Origin of the sequence: Streptomyces sp. NPDC048565, from assembly GCF_040650935.1 — a bacterium.
In the GTDB taxonomy this organism is placed as follows: Bacteria; Actinomycetota; Actinomycetes; order Streptomycetales; family Streptomycetaceae; genus Streptomyces.
Map to the genome: position 1 here is coordinate 427,861 of NZ_JBEZIH010000002.1, position 18,214 is coordinate 446,074.

14 protein-coding genes, 1 tRNA gene and 1 riboswitch are annotated in these 18,214 nt (G+C 71.7%); of the genes, 7 read left to right on the top strand and 8 right to left on the bottom strand.

What is annotated here, in order from left to right:
* Positions 1 to 532: 532 nt before the first annotated feature.
* A complete protein-coding gene (locus AB0C75_RS04270) occupies positions 533 to 1,294 on the bottom strand; it encodes a hypothetical protein (RefSeq protein ID WP_362886875.1) in 762 nt (253 codons plus the stop codon).
* Positions 1,295 to 1,463: 169 nt separating this feature from the next.
* Positions 1,464 to 1,919, bottom strand: a complete 456-nt coding sequence (locus AB0C75_RS04275; RefSeq protein WP_362886877.1) for a MarR family transcriptional regulator — start codon at positions 1,917 to 1,919, stop codon at positions 1,464 to 1,466.
* Positions 1,920 to 2,389: 470 nt separating this feature from the next.
* Here AB0C75_RS04275 and AB0C75_RS04280 point away from each other — a divergent pair, with 470 nt between their 5' ends.
* Positions 2,390 to 3,730, top strand: coding sequence for a sugar ABC transporter substrate-binding protein (locus AB0C75_RS04280; RefSeq protein WP_362886879.1), 1,341 nt, complete (start codon positions 2,390 to 2,392; stop codon positions 3,728 to 3,730).
* Positions 3,731 to 3,754: 24 nt separating this feature from the next.
* Here AB0C75_RS04280 and AB0C75_RS04285 read toward each other — a convergent pair whose 3' ends face one another.
* On the bottom strand, positions 3,755 to 3,976 hold the full coding sequence (locus AB0C75_RS04285; RefSeq protein ID WP_362886881.1) for a hypothetical protein: 222 nt from the start codon (positions 3,974 to 3,976) through the stop codon (positions 3,755 to 3,757).
* A gap of 131 nt (positions 3,977 to 4,107) precedes the next feature.
* Positions 4,108 to 4,266, bottom strand: a complete 159-nt coding sequence (locus AB0C75_RS04290; RefSeq protein ID WP_362886883.1) for a hypothetical protein — start codon at positions 4,264 to 4,266, stop codon at positions 4,108 to 4,110.
* 566 nt (positions 4,267 to 4,832) lie between these two features.
* Here AB0C75_RS04290 and AB0C75_RS04295 point away from each other — a divergent pair.
* From AB0C75_RS04295 to AB0C75_RS04315, 5 genes are all read left to right on the top strand, one after another.
* Positions 4,833 to 4,906, top strand: a tRNA-Met gene (locus tag AB0C75_RS04295).
* 140 nt (positions 4,907 to 5,046) lie between these two features.
* Positions 5,047 to 5,793 carry a MerR family transcriptional regulator gene (locus AB0C75_RS04300; RefSeq protein WP_362886885.1) on the top strand — a complete coding sequence of 249 codons (747 nt, stop codon included), beginning with the start codon at positions 5,047 to 5,049 and terminating at the stop codon, positions 5,791 to 5,793.
* A gap of 133 nt (positions 5,794 to 5,926) precedes the next feature.
* Entirely contained in the window at positions 5,927 to 7,084 is a 1,158-nt protein-coding gene (locus tag AB0C75_RS04305) for a PP2C family protein-serine/threonine phosphatase (RefSeq protein WP_362886887.1), read from the top strand.
* A 233-nt stretch (positions 7,085 to 7,317) separates the two neighbouring features.
* A riboswitch (cyclic di-AMP (ydaO/yuaA leader) is annotated at positions 7,318 to 7,470 on the top strand.
* 11 nt (positions 7,471 to 7,481) lie between these two features.
* Positions 7,482 to 8,525, top strand: coding sequence for a M23 family metallopeptidase (locus tag AB0C75_RS04310; protein ID WP_362886889.1), 1,044 nt, complete (start codon positions 7,482 to 7,484; stop codon positions 8,523 to 8,525).
* Between the two features lie 312 nt (positions 8,526 to 8,837).
* Entirely contained in the window at positions 8,838 to 9,782 is a 945-nt protein-coding gene (locus AB0C75_RS04315) for an aldo/keto reductase (RefSeq protein ID WP_362886890.1), read from the top strand.
* A gap of 88 nt (positions 9,783 to 9,870) precedes the next feature.
* Here the strand turns inward: AB0C75_RS04315 and AB0C75_RS04320 are convergent, their stop codons facing one another.
* From AB0C75_RS04320 to AB0C75_RS04335, 4 genes are all read right to left on the bottom strand, one after another.
* Positions 9,871 to 11,322 (bottom strand): PrsW family intramembrane metalloprotease, encoded by a 1,452-nt coding sequence (locus tag AB0C75_RS04320; protein WP_362886892.1) that lies wholly within the window; start codon positions 11,320 to 11,322, stop codon positions 9,871 to 9,873.
* Between the two features lie 61 nt (positions 11,323 to 11,383).
* On the bottom strand, positions 11,384 to 12,202 hold the full coding sequence (gene trmB / locus AB0C75_RS04325) for a tRNA (guanosine(46)-N7)-methyltransferase TrmB (RefSeq protein WP_362886894.1): 819 nt from the start codon (positions 12,200 to 12,202) through the stop codon (positions 11,384 to 11,386).
* Positions 12,203 to 12,296: 94 nt separating this feature from the next.
* Complete coding sequence (lhgO, locus tag AB0C75_RS04330) at positions 12,297 to 13,547, bottom strand: L-2-hydroxyglutarate oxidase (protein WP_362886896.1); 1,251 nt, start codon at positions 13,545 to 13,547, stop codon at positions 12,297 to 12,299.
* Between the two features lie 99 nt (positions 13,548 to 13,646).
* Complete coding sequence (locus AB0C75_RS04335) at positions 13,647 to 15,155, bottom strand: sporulation protein (protein ID WP_362886898.1); 1,509 nt, start codon at positions 15,153 to 15,155, stop codon at positions 13,647 to 13,649.
* Positions 15,156 to 16,099: 944 nt separating this feature from the next.
* Between AB0C75_RS04335 and AB0C75_RS04340 the strand changes: the two genes are divergently transcribed.
* Positions 16,100 to 18,211 carry an asparagine synthase-related protein gene (locus tag AB0C75_RS04340; RefSeq protein WP_362886900.1) on the top strand — a complete coding sequence of 704 codons (2,112 nt, stop codon included), beginning with the start codon at positions 16,100 to 16,102 and terminating at the stop codon, positions 18,209 to 18,211.
* The last annotated feature ends 3 nt before the right edge of the window (positions 18,212 to 18,214 follow it).

An 18,214-nucleotide genomic window follows, 5' to 3' on the forward strand; every position in this document is an offset into this window, starting at 1 on the left:
CTGGCGGTGATGGCGGAGGAGCTACTTGCGTCACGCCCGCGATCCGCTCGCCCATCCGGATAGCGCGGTCACTCTGATCGTGAAGCTTCCCGCCGTCTCCGTCCACGCCCGCTACAGCGATGTGCCCGAGCTGGCGGGTAGTTGCCTGACGCCCGCCGGGGCGGCCAAGCCGACAGGAGTCGTCCTGGACGCTCATGCCGAAGGGTCGGTCGCCGCCGTTCGCTGCTGGTGACACGGTTCTGGCGGGTACATCGTCTCGCGGGTGTGCGTGAGCGATGCGTGAGCGGACGGCGCAGCACGATCCGCCCTGGCGCGAACCCGACGGCATGACGTAGGGCTCTGACCAGGACGGATCACACCCAGCAGGATCATGGCGAATCGGCGATCACGAGTTCGCCGGGGCTTTTAATCCGTTGGTTGTGGGTTCGAGTCCCACACGGCCTACCTGGTGCGGGCGGAGGCAACCCCCTCCGACCTGTGACTCGGCGCCCCGGCCGGCTTCGGCCGACCGGGGTGCTTCGTTGTGTCCCGGTCAGCCGGCCGTGACGGCGTTCTGGAAGTCGGCCATCGGCATCGTGCTGTCCTTCGCCGGGATCTGGACAGGCTTCGCCGAGCCGAAGTCGGTGTACGTCGTGCTGCTGGTGCTGCCTTCGCGCGTCGACTTCAGCTTGAGCAGGTGGTTCGGTGCCTTATCGCTGACGAAGTAGGTGTCGGTCGTCGCGGCGGCGGACACCTCGATGGCGCGGGCCTTCCTGCCCTCGATCGTGGTGTCCTTGTCCGGAGCGAACGTGCCCGATGAGGAGACCGCGAAGTAGGAGTCGCAGCCCTGGCCCGTCTCGCTGGTCACGTAGACCTCTTCGTACTGCTTGGGCACGGTGATGGTCGTGCCCTTCTCCTTCAGCATCTCGGCCAGCAACGGCGTGCTGATGTAGCTGGTGCCGTCCTTGCAGTACATCTCGCCGCCCGCGAAGTCCGGTGTGCCCGTGACCTTCATGGAGAAGCCCTGGTCCGGGTTCCAGCGGGTCTGCTGCAACGCGCCGTCGAAGGCCGTCGACGTGCCGACGCTGCTGAACGCGGTCGTGCGCATGGTCTCGTTGACGGAATCGATGAGGGACGAGGCGGAGGAGCCCTCGCTGCTCTTGCCGTCGGGTGCCACGGAGGCGGCGTCACTGCCAGGAGCGGCATCCGTGGAGGAGCCCTCGTCGGAGTCGCCGCCACAGCCGACGGCGGCACCGGCGAGCAGCACGGTGACGGCGATCGAGCGGAGGGCGAGGGCGGGGTGGGAGCGATACACGAGTGGGCCTCTATCTGTCATGTCCGGCGCGAGTCACAGTCTCCCATCTCTGATGCGGTCTCCGCGACCGGCCGGTCACGCTGGGCACTGAGCAACCCATGGGGGAGGGCCAGGAGTTCATGTGGTTCTTCTCCTGGCCCCCGGGTGTCCCCATGTCGTGCCCGAGGGCTCAGGGGCGCGGCCAGGGGCGGCCGCCGATGCGCTCGAGGTCGGTGTTGAAGCGCCGCAGATAGCCGGCGAAGGCGGAGATGTCCTCGTCCTGCCAGTCGGACATGACCCGCTGCAGGGAACCGACCATGCCTTCGCGTTCCGCGTCGAGGGTCCTCGCGCCCTCCTCGGTGATCCGGAACTTGCGGGCCATCCCCCCGTCCGGGTCGGGGATGCGCTCGACGAAGCCGGCGCGCATGACCGCCGCGGTCTGCCGGTTGAGGGTGGAGACATCGAGGTCGAAGGCCTCGCTGAGCTCGCCGACGGACATCGGGCCCTGGACGCGGATGCGGCTGAGCAGAACGTACGCGCTGCGCTCCAGGAGGCCGCCCTCGCGGCGTCCCTTTCTGTGGGTCAGCAGGCCGTGTCGGCTGAGCAGCATCTGCTCGTACTCGACCTCTTGCGTCGCCCTGTTCATGCGCGGGCACCTCCTGCTTCCTGCCGGGCCTTGCCGGTGTGTCGTCGTGCCGTCGTGCGTGCTGGCTTCATCGTATGTTCAGGGAGAAGTGCATAGGCCACATGATGTGCATGATGCAATGGGGGTGCATGGCGCCAAGCCCCTGCCGACAGATGGCCGAGGATCTGAGACATGGACGCCTGGGCCGGCCCCGCGCCGGCGGCCACGGTCTCGGTCGAGGCCCGACCGTGATCGGCTGAAGCACCGAAGGGCACCGGAAGCGCCCCGACCGGTTCGACCGGGCGGGGCGCTTCGGCGATCCCGTGGCGTTCCTGTGGCGTTCCCGTGGCGGCCCCTGCGGCGTTCCCGTGGCCAAAAACTTTCTCCTGCACGGGCATTGACCATGGCAGTTGGCCGATTTACGTTCTTCGCGTTGCCCTTCGTATGTCATATATGAGACGCGATACGAGAGCCAGAGAAAAGAGCCGACCGTGACCGACGCCCGCAACACCCGCATCGCCGCAGCGATATCCCTGGTCTCCGTCCTGGCCCTCACCGCCACCGCGTGCGGTGACGACGGCAGCGGCATCGCCGGTGCGAAGGGCGCCGAAGGCCCTGGCACGGGGAAGATCGTGTTCTGGGACGAGAACGGCGGTGTCAACACGGAGGTCTGGAAGGAGATCATCGCCGACTTCGAGAAGGTCGAACCGGACATCGAGGTGCAGTACGTGGGCATCGCGTCCACCGACGCCCAGTCCAAGTACGACACCGCCATCCAGGGCGGCGGGCTGCCCGACGTCGGGGGCGTGGGTGCCGCGATGGTCGCCGGGATCACCGCGCAGGACGCGCTGGAGCCGCTGGACGACCGGGTCGACGCGAGCTCGCTCAAGGGAAAGCTCAACGACGCGATGGTCGAGAGCGTACGGAGCGCCGCGGGCCGGGACGAGATGTACACGGTGCCGATCAGCGCGACCAACGGTGTCCTCTACTACCGCACGGACCTGTTCAAGAAGGCCGGGCTTGGCGAGCCGGACACCTGGGACGCCTTCTACGAGGCCGCGGCGAAGCTGACGCACCGGAAGAAGAACCAGTTCGGCTACACCATCCGCGGCGGCCCGGGTTCGATCGCCCAGGCGCTGGACGTGATGTACGGGCAGTCGGGCATCGACTCCTTCTGGGACGACTCGGGGAAGAAGACCACGGTCAACGACCCGAAGAACGTCGCGGCACTGGAGAAGTACGCCGGCCTGTACCGGAAGACCACCCCGGAGGCCGACCTCAACAACGACTTCACCAAGATGGTCGCCCAGTTCGACTCCGGCAGCATCGCCATGCTCAACCACAACCTGGGGTCGTACCAGGACCATGTGACCTCGCTGGGCGGCGACACGTTCCGCGGTATTCCGCAGCCCGAACTGGCCGACGGGACCCGGGTGATGGTCTCCAACCCGGTCTCCGGCCTCGGTCTGCTCAAATCGTCGGAGAACAAGGCGGCGGCCTGGAAGTTCATCGAGTTCGCGGCCTCGCACGCATCGAACTCCAAGTTCAGCGAGTCCGCGGGCCTGATCCCGGCCAACAAGGAAGCCGCCGACGACCCCTGGCTCGACAAGTCGGAGACCACGCAGCTCGGCGCCGAGGCGCTGTTCTCGGGCGACACCAAGATCGTCCAGCTTCCCTACTACCTGCCTGACTGGAACACCCTGTCCAAGGCCGACAGCGAATCGGGCTTCCAGAAGGTGCTGCTCGGGAAGACGAGCGCCAAGGACTTCCTGGACACGTTCGCCGAAGACCTCGACGAGGCACAGGCGGAGTGGAAGGAGCAGCAGGGCTGACGGACCGGGAGGCGCGCCCTCCCCTCAGTCCAGGCCCTCCTCCCGCAACTCGTACATCAGGAGGAACGTCCGGTAGGTGTCCGCGGACACGTCCGTGCAGACGTCCGGCCGGTTGGTCAGCGTCGACGTGTTGTCGAGTGCCTTTCGGCAGGCCGCCACGGTCTCGGCCTCGGACGGGATGTTCGAGATGAACGCGGCGATCAGCAGGACCACTGCGAGGACGACCACACCGATACGGATGCGCATGGTCTTCCAACGACCGTGCGGCCGGGCCGGTCACTCGGGTCGGTCAGCCGGGTCGGTCGGCCGGGTCGGGTCCGTCACAGGCCGGTCGGCCGGGCCGGGCGCTCGGGCCGGGTACGGCTGCCGCCGCCCGGTCATTCGTGTTCGTCGGGGACCGGCGGCAGGTCGGGCTCGACGAACAGACCCGCGTACTGCGGAGTGGGCAGCGGCGCCGCGGTGCCCGTGTCGGCGGTCGCGGCGGCGGACGTGCCGTCGGAGCGCCGCTGGGTCGTGCGGGCAGACGTGTCGGTCATCTCGGGTGTCCTGTACGTAGGTGTGTGGTGAGAGCCCAGTGACCGAGTCGCCGCGATACAAGCCGGACCGGTCCCGACCAGTGGGGCGAAGAGACGCCGCCACCGGTGCCGCGCCGCTCCGGGGGCGTCCGGATCATCGTGCGGTGCATGCAGACTGTAACCCTCCCAGCACGGCTTTCCCTCGGTATTGCGCGCCCGGCGTGACGGCCGGCGGTGCGCCGAGGGCTCGATGTTCTGGTTTGCGTGGAAGAGGGCGCGGACATACGGGTTGTCCGCCGCCGTCCAGGACGCCCCGCGCGCCGGGCCCCGGCCCGGCGGAAGGCACGACGCGAGGGGTCAGCCCTGCGGCGCGGTGGAGGATTCTTTCTCCATGCAGGCGAGACGCTGGATCGGGAGGTGTGCCCACCTTTGGGTACGCCACCGTGCCTGACAACTTCGCGGTGTGAAGTATGAGTTGGTGCACCACGTCGGGGCCGGGGGGTTGCCGTCGGGGAGGGGGTGGGGGATCGGCGGCCATCAATGGTCGGAGCGCCGTCCCGGATGGCGTAGAGTTGGCATCACAACGGCGCGGGGTGGAGCAGCTCGGTAGCTCGCTGGGCTCATAACCCAGAGGTCGCAGGTTCAAATCCTGTCCCCGCTACTGAAGACAGAGGCCCGGATCCTTTCGAGGATCCGGGCCTCTGTCGTATGCCGCCACCCGGCCGCCGCGACATGTGCCGTCACCCGGCCGCCGGTGCAGGGCTTGACCTTGACGTTACGTAAACCTCTAGCGTTTCCGGCATGGAGTGGTCGATCCAGGAAATCGCCAAGCGGGCAGGCACCACGAGCCGGACCCTCCGGCACTACGGAGACATCGGTCTCCTCGCGCCGAGCCGCACGGGTGCCAACGGCTACCGCTATTACGACCAGGAGGCCCTGGTCGGACTCCAGCGCATTCTGCTGCTGCGGGAGCTGGGGCTCTCGTTGCCCGCGATCAAGGACGTGCTGGAGGGGCAGCGGGACACCGGCGTGGCGCTCCGGGCCCATCTGCGGCTGCTGGAGCAGGAGCGTGAGCGCATCGGGCGGCAGATCGCCTCGGTGCGGACCACTCTCGACAGGACCGAGAAAGGGGAGCACATCATGGCGGAGGAAGTGTTCGACGGCTTCGACCACACGGCGTACGAGCAGGAAGTCACCGAGCGCTGGGGCAAGGAGGCGTACGAGCGCGGCGGCCGGTGGTGGCGCGGGCTGAGCGAGGAGGAACGCGCCGGGTTCCAGGGTGTGCACGAGGCCATCGCCCGGGATTACGGAGAGGCCAGGGCGGCCGGTCTGGCGGCGGGTGACGACGCGGTGCAGGACATCGCGCGACGGCACTGCGAGTGGCTGTCGGTGACCATGGAGGTCACGCGGGCTTACGTGGCCGGCATCGCGGAGATGTACGTCGCCGATTCCCGCTTCGGGAGGAACTACGATCGCCACGGGGACGGAACCGCCGTCTTCGTACGGGACGCACTGACGCTCTACGCGCAGCGCCGGCTCTCCGACTGACCACCGGGGGACGGGGCTCCGGCGCGCTCCTCCCTTTGGCCGATGGCGAGTCGCCGTTCGGCGCGGCTCCGGCCAGCCTGGGTGGGGCGCGGTACCGTCCGCACCCGTGGGCGGAGCGGGCAGGAGCAAACAGGTGGGGAAGCGGGACGAACGGCGGGGCAGCACGGTCGGGAACTCCCGTTCCCGGCGGTTCGTGCGGGTGCTGCCCGTCCTGATGATCTGCGCCGGTGTGATCTTCGACTTCGCGACGCCGACCGAGGTCACCGCTGTGCCGCTCTTCGCCGCGGCCCCGCTGATCGCCGCCCCCTTCTTCTCGCCGGGCGGCACCGCGCGTATCGGCATGGCAGCGACCCTCGTGGTGCTGGTCATCCGGATCTCGTCCGGCGCGCTCGGCGAGGTCGTGCCGCTCACCGACCTGTTCACCCTGGTCACCGTCTCCGTGCTGTCCCTTCTCATCAACCGCGTCGTGCGCCGTATGAACGAGCAGCTGGCCTCGGCCAGGGTCATCGCGGAGACCGCGATGCGTGCGGTGCTCCCGAGGCCCGAGGACCGGGTCGGCGGGCTGCTGGTCGCGGCGCGGTACGAGGCGGCCCAGGCGGACGAGTTCGTCGGCGGCGACCTGTACGCCGTAGCGGACACGCCGTTCGGGGTGCGCCTGGTCCTCGGGGACGTACGGGGCAAGGGGCTGGACGCCGTGGGGGCGGTGTCCGTCGTGATCGGGGCGTTCCGGGAGGCCGCCGAGCGGGATCTGTCGCTCGAGGCGGTGGTCCAGCGGCTGGAGCGGGCGCTGGCGCGTGAGGGCTCGCGGCGGGGCGGGTTCGACACGGTGGAGGGCTTCGTGACCGCCGTCATCGCGGAGATCCCGTCCGGATCGGAGACGCTGCGGGTCATCAACCGCGGGCATCCGGAGCCGCTCGTGCTGCACGGGGACGGGTCGCTCGACGTGCTGACGCCGTCGGCGCCCGCGCTGCCCCTCGGGATGGGGCTCGGCACGTGGCCCGACCGGGCGGACGAGTGGACGCTGCCTGCCGGGTCGATGTTCCTGGCGTTCACCGACGGGCTCTCCGAGGCGCGGAACGCGAAGGGCGTCTTCTACGACCCGGCGGCCCGGCTGCGCGGCCGGCTGTTCCCGGGGCCCGACGAGCTGCTGTCCGCGCTCACCGACGACGTACGGCTGCACACCGGGGGCAGGTCGACGGACGACCTGGCGCTCCTCGCGGTCGGCCGTCCCGCGCACGGTCAGCAGGAGCGGCGGACGACGGTGAAGATCGTGGGGCGGGACGGTGGATGACCCGTCGCGACGGTGGGTAGTCGAAGGACCTCGCTGCGCATAACATTTGACGTACCGTCAGAAACTGTCGGACGGACGGAGTGCGCTCAAGTCGCCCGTTTGCGCCCGGTTGACCCATGAAAGTCCAGGCCGGAGTCGTGACTGATCTGTGGGAACAGCTTGGAATCGGGCCCGGGTGTCTATTAACGTTCGATAACGCAGCGCGGTTGTACCTGCCGCCGCCAGAGGCGGCACCGCGCGCAGCGCCGAATTCCGCAAGGGAACCGGGGAACCACCTACATGGGGTGAATCGGACACCTGCGTCTCGCGAGAGACGAAGGGGCCCGTAGGAGACCTTCCTGCTCCGAACCCGTCAGCTAACCCGGTAGGCGAGAAGGAAGGAAAGGAGTGCGCCCACGTGGCGTCCAACAAGCCTGCCCCCGAGGCCCCGTCATCCTTCAGGACCGACAGCTTCGGTGATGAGGACAGGACATGGGGGGAATGGAACCCCGACGAGGAGTCCATCCGTCCCGTACGCGGTCGGCACCGCGTGGCCAAGCAGCGCGGTCTCGCCCGTAGCTCCACCGTCCTCGGCGTCGGCGTCATCGCGGCCGTCGGTGCGGGTGGCATGGCCACTGCGCAGAGCAAGCCGCCGGTCTCCATCTCTCTTCCCGATTCCATCGCGGACAACCTCCCCGACGCCAAGTCCCTTCCCGGCGTCGGCGCGTTCATGTCCCACGACTCCTCTGCGGACCAGGAGGCGGTCGCCGAGTCCGCCGCCCCGTTGACCAGCGCGGGCATCACTGCCGCCGAGGCCGACCAGGGTGCCACCGACGCCGGCGAGGCCCTTCGCGCCCGTATCCTCCAGCAGGCCGAGCAGCAGCAGGCCGGAGCAGACGCCGAGGCCAAGGCCGCCCAGGAGAAGGCGGCTGAAGAGGCGGCAGCGGCCGAGGCGGCGAAGCAGCAGAGCGAGGCCGAGGCGAAGGCAGCCGCGAAGAAGAAGGCGGCCGAAGAGGCGGCGAAGAAGAAGGCCGAGGCCGAGCGCCTCGCCAAGCTCGCCGCCAGCTACGCCATTCCGACCTCCTCGTACACCATCACCTCGACGTTCGGCGAGGCCGGCTCGATGTGGTCGTCCGGCCATCACACCGGGCTGGACTTCGCGGCTCCGACCGGTACGCCGGTCAAGGCCGTGCACGGCGGCACCGTGAAGTCGGCCGGCTGGTCCGGCGCGTACGGCTACCGCACGGTCCTGGAGCTCGATGACGGCACGGAGATCTGGTACTGCCACCAGTCCTCGATGGACGTCACCGCAGGGCAGAAGGTCAACACGGGCGACACCATCGGGCGCGTCGGAGCCACGGGCAACGTGACCGGCCCGCACCTCCACCTGGAGGTCCACACCGCGGACGGCTCCGGTATCGACCCGATGAGCTGGCTGCGCAGCAAGGGCCTCACGGTCTGACCTCGGCGAGAGCCTGACGTGGGCACCCGGCCGGGTGCCCGATGCCGCGCCAGGCCGGGAGCCCGGCGCCGCACCCGGCTGGGAGCCCGACCGCCGGTAACCGGCGCACCGCAACCCCGGCGGCCCTGACGCACGACCCCCCGACGTCAGGGCCGCCGGTCTGCCTGGATCGTGAGGCGCCGACCGGGTGCGGGGCCCGCCCTTCGGGCGGACGGCGCTACTTTCGAAACGCGCCCCAGGTGCGGGCCTCAGGGGCCCGGTGCGGGCCGCGCATCCGGAATAGCCGTTTCGGTCAGCTGGTTGTCGCGGGGTATGACATCTCTGCGCCCGCTCGGTACTTCGAGCCTCCAGGTCTTCCCCCTCTCTCTCGGCGGCAACGTCTTCGGCTGGACGGCCGACGAGAAGCAGACCTTCGCTGTCCTCGACGCGTACGCGGCGGCCGGCGGTAACTTCATCGACACCGCCGACTCCTACAGCGCCTGGATCCCCGGCAACCAGGGCGGTGAGTCGGAGACCCTCATCGGCAAGTGGCTGGCGGCCGGTTCCCGTCGCGACGATGTCGTCATCGCCACCAAGGTCAGCGGCCACCCCGACTTCAGGGGGCTGTCGGCCACCAACATCAAGGCGGCGGCCGAGGCCTCGCTGCGCCGGCTCGGCACCGACCACATCGACCTCTACTACACGCACCACGACGACGAGAGCGTCCCCGTCGAGGAGATCATCACCGCGCTCGACCAGCTGGTGAAGGCCGGCACCGTGCGGGAGATCGCCGCCTCCAACATCAGCCCCGAGCGGCTCCAGGCCTCCCTGGACTTCTCCGAGCGCGAGGGCCTGGCGCGTTACATCGCCCTGCAGCCGAACTACAACCTCGTCTCGCGCGACACCTACGAGGGCGCGCTCCAGGACACGGCGGCCGGCGCGGGTCTTGCCGGCGTCCCCTACTACGCGCTCGCCTCGGGCTTCCTCACCGGCAAGTACCGACCGGGGGCGACGGTCGAGAGCGCTCGGGCCGAGGGGGCGGGCAAGCACCTGGAGACCGAGCGCGGACGAAAGGTGCTGGCGGCGCTCGACAGGATCGCGCAGGAGCACGACGCGGAGATCGCCACGGTCGCGCTCGCGTGGCTGCTCTCCCGGCCGACCGTCGTCGCTCCGATCGCGTCCGCGCGCACGGTCGAACAGCTGCCCGCGCTCGTTGCGGTGGCCGACCTCCGGCTGACCGAGCAGGAGCTGGCGGAGCTCACCGAGGCGTCCGCCTGACGCTCTGACGCCCTGATGCCCGGATGCGCCTGACGCTCTGATGCCCTGAGGGGTGCTGTGCCGTCCTGCCGTCCTGAGCCGGGTGGTCTCAGGCGGGCGGGCCGGCGTGCCGCCCGCCGTCCTCCAGATACGGGTTGGGCCCGCCGTAGTGCCGGTGCGGTGCCGGGAGGTGCTGCGGCGGCGGGCCGCCGTAGGGGAGCTGACGGGGGAACGGGGGTGGCGGCGGCCGGTAGACGCGCAGCCGGCCCGTCGTACGGGCCGCGTATGCCAGGGCCGGCCCCGCGATGTCCCGGCGGTGCCACAGGTGGTGCAGCAACTCCTGCTCCCGGAGGGCGAAGTCCTCTCCCGCACCGTCACGGCGGGCCCTCCGGCGCAGCATGGCCAGGGACGTCGCGAACGACTCGTACTCAGCGACGGCGCGGGCCGCGGCCCTGCCCCGGGCGCGGTCCGGGTGGCTGTTCCAGTGCCTGGCCATGTCGCGGGCCACGCCCCGTGCCCGCATCGAGGCCAGGGCGAGCGGCTCCTCGGGGGCCAGCCAGCCGGCCGCCGCGTACACCGGCAGCTCGGTGGAGAGGGTGCGCAGCTCCCGGCGGCGCGCCCAGATCGCCAGCCAGGTCACCAGCCCGAAGCACGGCACCATGAACGCGCCGTACACCGCGTAGAAGCCGTACGGTCCGAAGGACGACGAGCCGTTCCACAGGGCGTGCATGCCCATGGCGAGGATGAGACCGAGCAGCGGCACGACGACACGGCGCACCCGGTGACGCGCGCCGCCGAGCGCGGCGATGCCGAAGCCGATGCCGGAAAGCACCGTGAACAAGGGGTGCGCGAACGGCGACATCACCACGCGGACGAAGAACGTCCCCGCTGTGACTGAGGCGAAGCCCGTGGTGCCGAGCTGCTGGTCCTCGCCGAAGGCATTGCCCAGATAGAGGATGTTCTCGGTGAAGGCGAAGCCGGTCGCGGTGAAGCCGGCGACCACGATGCCGTCGACGATCCCGCCGAACTGCCGTCTGCGGAAGAGGAAGATCAGCAGAACCGCGATGGCCTTCGCGCTCTCCTCGACGACCGGCGCGACGACCGTGGCCCCGAGAGTGTCGGCGCTCCCAGGATCGGCGGTGGCCGTCGCTATCCACCGGGTCGCGAAGGAGTTGGCGATGATCGCCACGAGCGCGGCGGCGCACGCCCCCCAGGAGAACGCGAACAGCAGATTCCGCCACGGGCCGGGATCGACCCGGTCGAGCCAGCGGAACGCCGCCATCAGCAGCGGCACGGGCAGCACGGCAAGACCCAGCCCCACCAGGAAGCCCTCGCTCCCCGTCTGCCGGCGCACCAGGGCCAGGATCACCAGACCGCAGAGCGCCAGCACGGTGACCACCGCGCCGGCGCGGAACGCCTTGCTGCGCCAGACCATGCCGACGCGGCGGGGCCGGTAACGCCACTGGCCCCGCTCGGGGACGGCGCCCAGGAACTCGTCGAGCCGCTGCTCCTCGAGAACCGGGACAGCCGGCTGCTGATGCCGCATGGCCCCTTCGTGCACCTGACGACCCTAACGACGGGCACTGACACCTGGCCACGCCGCGACGGCCGGTGGTGGCCGATCAGCGACGGGCGAACAACACGTCGTGCACGATGTGGCCCTTGTCGAGACCCTGGCCCTCGAAGCGGGTCAGCGGCCGGAACGCGGGCCTGGGCGCGTACCCGCCGTCCGCCTGGGTGTTCTCGAACAGCGGGTGGGCCGTCAGGACCTCCAGCATCTGCTCGGCGTACGGCTCCCAGTCCGTCGCGCAGTGGACGATCGCGCCCTGCTTCAGCCGCCCCGCCACCAGGTCGAGGAACTCCGGCTGGATCAGCCGCCGCTTGTGGTGCCGCTTCTTGGGCCACGGGTCGGGGAAATACACCCGGAGCCCGTCCAGCGCCGACGGCTCCAGCATCTCGCGGAGCAGGATGATCGCGTCACCGTTGGCGACACGGACGTTGGACAGCCCCGCCCGGTCCGCGAGGCCCAGCAGATTGCCCTGGCCAGGGGTGTGCACATCGACGGCCAGGATCCCGGTGTCCGGGTCGTCGGCCGCCATCCGGGCCGTCGCCTCTCCCATGCCGAAGCCGATCTCCAGGACCACCGGGAGGCCGTCGAACAGGGCCGGGAGATCGAGGACGCCCCGGCCGTCGATGTCCAGGCCCCACTTGGGCCACAGCCGCTGGAGGGCGTCCTCCTGGCCGGCGGTCACCCGGCTGCGGCGGGGCTGGAAGCTGCGGATACGACGCTCGTGGTGCGACCCCGCGGGGTCGGCGGCCGGGCCGCCGGGGAAGCGGGGCTCCTGGCGCAGCCTGCGCGCGCGCTCGAAGGACGCGGCGCGCCGCGCGTCCGCGGAGGGGCCGTCGGGCGTCTCTGGGGTGGGGTTCAGGGGCTCAGACACAATGACCCGATTCTAAGGGCTGTCCCTTGCCCCCTGGCGGGCTGATCCCTGGCGGGCTGATCCCTGGCGGGCTGATCCCCGGCGACGCCGGAGATCAAGGGACAGCCCTCACGGCGGGCGGAACCCACCCCGTCGCGCGCGCCCGCAGCAGGGCCCGCCGTGCCACCTCCCTCCCGAAGGGCAGGGATGCGGTGGCCGCGGGCGACGGGGCGTTCAGCACATGGACCGTGTGCGGGGCGTCCCGGATCAGGAAGTCGTCCACGAGCGTGCCGTCCCGCAGGACCGCCTGGGCGCTGACCCCCGCCGGGGCGGGCCGCAGACCGGCCTCCGTCACCTCGGGCAGCAGCCGCTGGACGGCCCGGGTGAACGCGCTCCTCGACAGCGATCTGTGCACCTCACCGGCGCCGTGACGCCAGTGCCGCCGGGCGGTACGCCAGGAACCCGGCCAGGCCAGGGCGCCGGCCAGCTCGCGCGGACGGACGGCTACCCCGCCGTGTCCCTCGCGCGTCAGCGCCGGCACGGCGTTCGGTCCGACGAGGACCGTGCCGTCGACGGATCTGACCAGACGGACCCCGGGGAAGGGGGACGCCGGGTCGGGCACCGGATCGACGAGCCCGCGCACCAGCTCAGGCCCGGCCAGCTCGTAGTACGCCCCGCGGAACGGCACGATGCGCACGCCCAGGTCGTCGCCCGCGAGCCGCGCCACCCGGTCGCTCTGCGGCCCCGCGCAGTTGACCAGGACGCGGGCCCTGACCACCTGGCCGTCAGCCGTGCGCACCGCGACACCCCAGGGACGCCGGTCGACGGCGACGACCTGAGCACCATGGCGGATCTGCCCGCCCGACGCGCTCACCTCGGCCGCGAACCTGGCGGCGACCGCGCCGAAGTCGCACACCCCCGCGGTCCCGACCCGGATCGCCGCCAGGCCGCGCACCCGCGGCTCGTGCTCCGCGATCTGGGCGGGGCCCAGCTCCCTGACCGGCAGGCCGTGCGCCCGGCCGCGCTGCACCAGGGCATGCAACCGGCGCAGCTCGCCGCTCTCCGTGGCGACGATCAGCTTGCCCGTCACCGCGTGGGCGATAGCGTGCTCCGCGCAGAAGTCCACCAGCTCGGCCGCGCCCCGCACCGTGTAGCGCGCCTTGAGCGAGCCCGGCGGGTGGTGGATGCCACTGTGGATGACTCCGCTGCCGCGCCAGGTCCGCTGCCGGGCCGGGCCCCACTCCTTCTCCAGCACCGTGACCCGGGTGCCGGGCGCGGTGCGCGTGAGCGCGTACGCGGTCGACAGACCGACGATTCCGCCACCGATCACCAGCACATCGCAGTCGTACGCCGCGTGCGTCATCATCACGCCACCTCCCACCCCGATACTGCCCTGCCCCACTGACAACGGGCTCGAACCAGGAACGCGCCAGGAAAAGACCGGCCCCAGGGCCTCCCGTCCGGATCAGACCGGGGCGACCAGGAGCGGGCGGGCCCGCTCCCGCAGCTCGGCGACGCGGGGCTCGTCCCCGTACGGCTCCAGGCGGTGGAGCAGGTCGCGTACGTACTCGGTGGTGCGCGCCGACGAGATGCGGCCCGCCACCTCCACCGCCCGCGTCCCGGCCGCGCAGGCCGCGTCGAGGTTGCCCGACTCCAGCTCGGCGACCGCGGACACGACGAGCCGCAGCCCGTGGGAGCGGACGAACTCGTCGGTGGGTTTCGACAGGGCCTGCTCGGTGAAGCGCCGCACCTGACGGGGTGCCTTGAGGTCGCGATAGCACTCGGCGGCGTCGGCGGCGAACCTGTCGTAGGAGTAGAACCCGAGCCAGGCCGGGTCGAAGTCACCGGCCCGGGAGCGCTCCAGCCAGCTCTCGGCGGCCCGGAGAGCGGCCCCCGCGGCCGGTGCGTCGCCCGCCTTGGCATGGGCGCGCGCCTCCACCAGCCGGAAGAAGCTCATGGTCCTGGCGGTGGCGAGCCCCCGGTTGCGCTCCACTGCGGCCTGCGCGAGGTCCACGCCCTCGTCGGCGAAGCCACGGTAGGTCGCCTGGAGGGACATCGACGCCAGGACGTATCCGCCGAGCGGTACGTCGGCGGCGGCGCGGGCCAGGCGCAGCGCCTGGATGTAGTAGCGCTGGGCGGCCTCCTGCTGGCCGGTGTCGAAGGCCATCCACCCGGCGAGCCTGGTCAGCTCGGCGGATGCGCCGAAGAGCGCCCTGCCCACCTCGTCGCTGTACGAGCCCAGGAGGAGTGGCGCGGCATCGACCCGTAAGCACTCCGGGACCATGGAGGAACGCCAGTCGCCGCCGCCGTACTTGGAGTCCCAGCGGCGCGCGTCCTGGGCGGCCTCGCGGAGCTTGGTCACATCGCTGTGACCGACGCGCAGCAGCGGTCCCTCCACGCCCCCCGCGCCCGCCGTGTCCGGGCCGGGCTGGACGGGGATCGCCCCCTGCGCCCCGGGTGCGCCCTCCGGGCCGATGAGCGCGGCCTGGGCGGGGGCCGTGTCCCGCGCGACCGACGGGTCGGCCGGGGTTATGAGCCAGCGGGACGCGGGGGTCGCATAGGCGCTCACCGCGAAGGAACCCGCCAGCGACTGCCAGATCCCGCCGCCGCCCCGGCGGCCCGCCAGGTCCAGCCGGTAGAGATCGGTCGCCGACCTGACCGCCTCGCCCACGTCGCGGGGGAAGGCCAGACCGACCTCAGGCGCCGGATCGGCGTCGGCGAGCCCGATCTCGTGCAGCGGGACAGGACGGCCGAGTTTGGCCCCTATCGCCGCCGCGATGAGATGGGGCGCGGCGCCCTGCGGCACCATGCCCTTGGCCACCCACCTGGCCACCGACGTCTTGTCGTAACGAAGTGTCAGACCGCGCTGTGCTCCGAGGTCGTTGACCCGCCGGGCGAGCCCGGCGTTGCTGATTCCCGCGAGGGCGAGAACCGTGCCGAGCTTCTCGTTCGGCCCGCGTTGCTCCCTGGACATGCGTCACCCCTCGACACACAGACGGCCGCCGCGTCACCGTCAGGCGCGCGGCATTCGTACCGTGTTCTCCCCAGGTACTGTCCCGGGCACTCCGGCCGCACACGCATTTGGCCGAGCCCCGTGGAATATGCCGCCCTGCTGAGAACATCGGTAAACCCAGCGTAGTTCGCCGCATCCTTACCGTTAAGGGGCAGACCTCCGTATGGCGGGAATGTTGTCCGTGCGGAGCGGGGCTTCCGGCACCGTGCTCCTGATGTGTGGCCGTGCGCCCGGCCGTGCGCTCTGGTTCGGCCGCTGTGCAAGCGCTTCGATGGGTTCTGCGTGGGTCGGCCCGCCGAACTGGACTCGGCGGGCTGGGGGAGACCGCCGCCCCAATCCCCGCGGGCGGCGAACCGGTCCGGGAGGTGACGAACACCTCCCGGACTGTGCGCCGCACGGGCGGGGTTCGGAGAAAAGGGTGTGCCGGCCGGCGCACCGGGGGGATGCGCCGGCCCGCACGTCGCCGCATGTCCCAGGGGGCCGCGGGGTGCCACCACGGGCCGTCGGAAGCCCGGGTCCGCGGTCGGGGAAGGGGCGTTCGGGGTGTGCCCCGGGTGCGCCGCCGTGAGCGAAACACCCGGTTCCACCGCGATCGGAGAATGGCTGAATAGTGCCGCTCGGGCAGGGCGCCGGGAGGCCGCCCGAGTATGGCCGGATTACGCCTGTTGCGCGGCTCGGCCGAGGCGGGGCCTGCACAGGGGGCCGGCCGCCACAACTCCCGGGCGGTCCCCTTCCGTTGCGGAGGCGGCCGCGGAGCCGTGGCCAGGCTCTTGCCAGGGGCGCATGCGCATCCGGTGTGCGCCGCCCGTACCCCCTCCCGGGCGCCGTTGTCGTGGCAGCATGTCCCGCAACGGTGTTCACGTGATCCTGGGGCGCCGGTTCGTCCACAGCCTGTGGAGGCGGCGATGCGTTGGTTGGTGGGGTGGAGCAGTATCGCCGCGAGCTTCGGCACGGTGGGCGCTGTCGGCCACCACGGGGACGGGCGCACCGTCCAGCCGGTGGGCTCCCAACTCCTGTGGGGCGACCCGGATCCACTGTGGGCCGTGGGCGACTGGCGCCCCGACGAGATCCGCATCATCACGGTCGCGACTCCCGAGGGCGCCCCCACCACCCGGCTCGCCGTCCTCGGCTGCTGCGGGGCCACCGACGAACAGCTGCGTGTCGGGCTGCTCGCCGCGCGCGGCGGGGCGCTGCGCCATCTCACCGCCTGGTCCGGCAGTTACACGGCCGTCGTGCAGATCGGCCGCCGCATCACCGTCGCCGGAGACCTCGCCGGGGCTCGCCCCGTCTTCCACACTCCCTGGGCCAACGGCACCGCTTACGCCACCGCCGCCCTCCCCCTCGCCGACCTCATCGAGGCCCAGCTCGACATCGGCCACCTCGCCGCGCTGCTGGCCTGCCCCGAGACCCCGGAGGCGCTGGGCGACGGCACACCGTACGAGGGGGTGAAGCGGATCCCGCCCGGGCACGCGCTGATCCTCCGGGAGGGCTCGCGCGAGATCACCGGGTACGAGGCGGTGGCCTCGCTCGCCGTGGCGGCCCCCCAGACCGACCCGGTGAGCGCGGTCGAAGGCGTACGGGACGCACTGGTCGACGCCGTGCGCGCACGGCTCACGGCCCCGCGACATGCCCCGGAGACCCTGCCGCCCGATCCCGGACCCGTCCCCGGCATGGGCCCCGCCGAACGCCGTGCGGCCAGGGGCGCGCCCGTACCCGGCATCGGCTCGGACCTCTCGGGCGGCAGCGCGTCCGCCACCCTCGCCCTGCTGGCCGCGGGACTGCCAGGGCTGCCGGGCACGGTGCTCGGCCACGGCACGGGCGCGGGCGAACGACTGCTCGCCGTCACCTTCAACGACCTGTCCGCTCAGGGCCGCGAGGACGAGCTGGAGCGCGCCCGGTCCATCGCGGCCAACCCCCGTCTGCACCATGTGGTCGTCGCGGCGGGCGAGGAGGCCCTGCCGTACGCGTCACTGGAGAGCGGTCCGCTCACCGACGAACCCGCCCCCTCCCTCGTCGTCGCCGAACGCCACCGCCGCCGGCTGGCCGCGGGCAGCGCCGACCACTTCGTCGGCCACGGCGCCCGTCAGGTCCTGGACGCCCACCCCGCGCGGCTGGCCGACCTCCTCATGGACCGGCGCAGGCGCCATATCCTGCGGCCCGTCGCCGCGCTCGCCAGAGCCGAAGGGCCGTCCACCCACTCCCTGTTCGTCCCGCTCGCCGTCTACCGGGCCGCCCGCAGGCTGGCCCGTACGTCGTACCGCACCGGGCTCGAAACGGCCGCCGCCCTGCTGCCCGACGCCAGGCGTGACACCTCCGGCCTCGACACCCCGGCCGACGCATCCCTCGCCTCCCTCGCCTGGTCACGGCCGGGCCCGGCGGCGCGCTGGCTCACCGGGGAGGCACTGGCGGAAGTATCGGTTCGCCTCCAGGAGGCGGCGATCAGGCCCGCCTCGGTGCAGCGCCCCGGAGAGGCCAGGGCCCGCGCCGCCCTGGCCCGGCACGCGGCCGACCAGCGGATCCTCGAACAGGCCGCGGAGATCCGCAGCCAACGGCTGCACGCCCCCTACCTCGACAACCAGGTCGTACGCGCGGCCCGCGCCCTCCCGGAATCGCTGCGGGTCCAGCCGGGCGCCCGTGCCGCGATCCTGCGCCGGGTCCTCGCCGGCGCCGGCATCCACGACCTGCCGCCCGGCTGGGGCGCCCCGTCACAGGCCACATCCACCGCCGCGGGACGCATCGGCCTGCGGACCGCCCTCCCGGATCTGATCGCCCTCTTCGACGCCCCGCTGCTCGCCGACGCGGGCCTGGTCGAGGCCCGCGTCGTACGCAAGGCACTGCGGGCCGCCGCCGAGGGCGAGCCGCTGCCCCTGGACGGCCTGGCCGAACTGGCGTCCACGGAGCTCTGGCTCCGCCGGCTGGTCACCCGCCGGGGGACCTGCTGGACCGGCACGGCGGCCCCACGGCAGCGAGCGGTGGCCGGCGGAGTCGTCCCGGCCCGCCGCACCCTCCAGTCGTAGCGC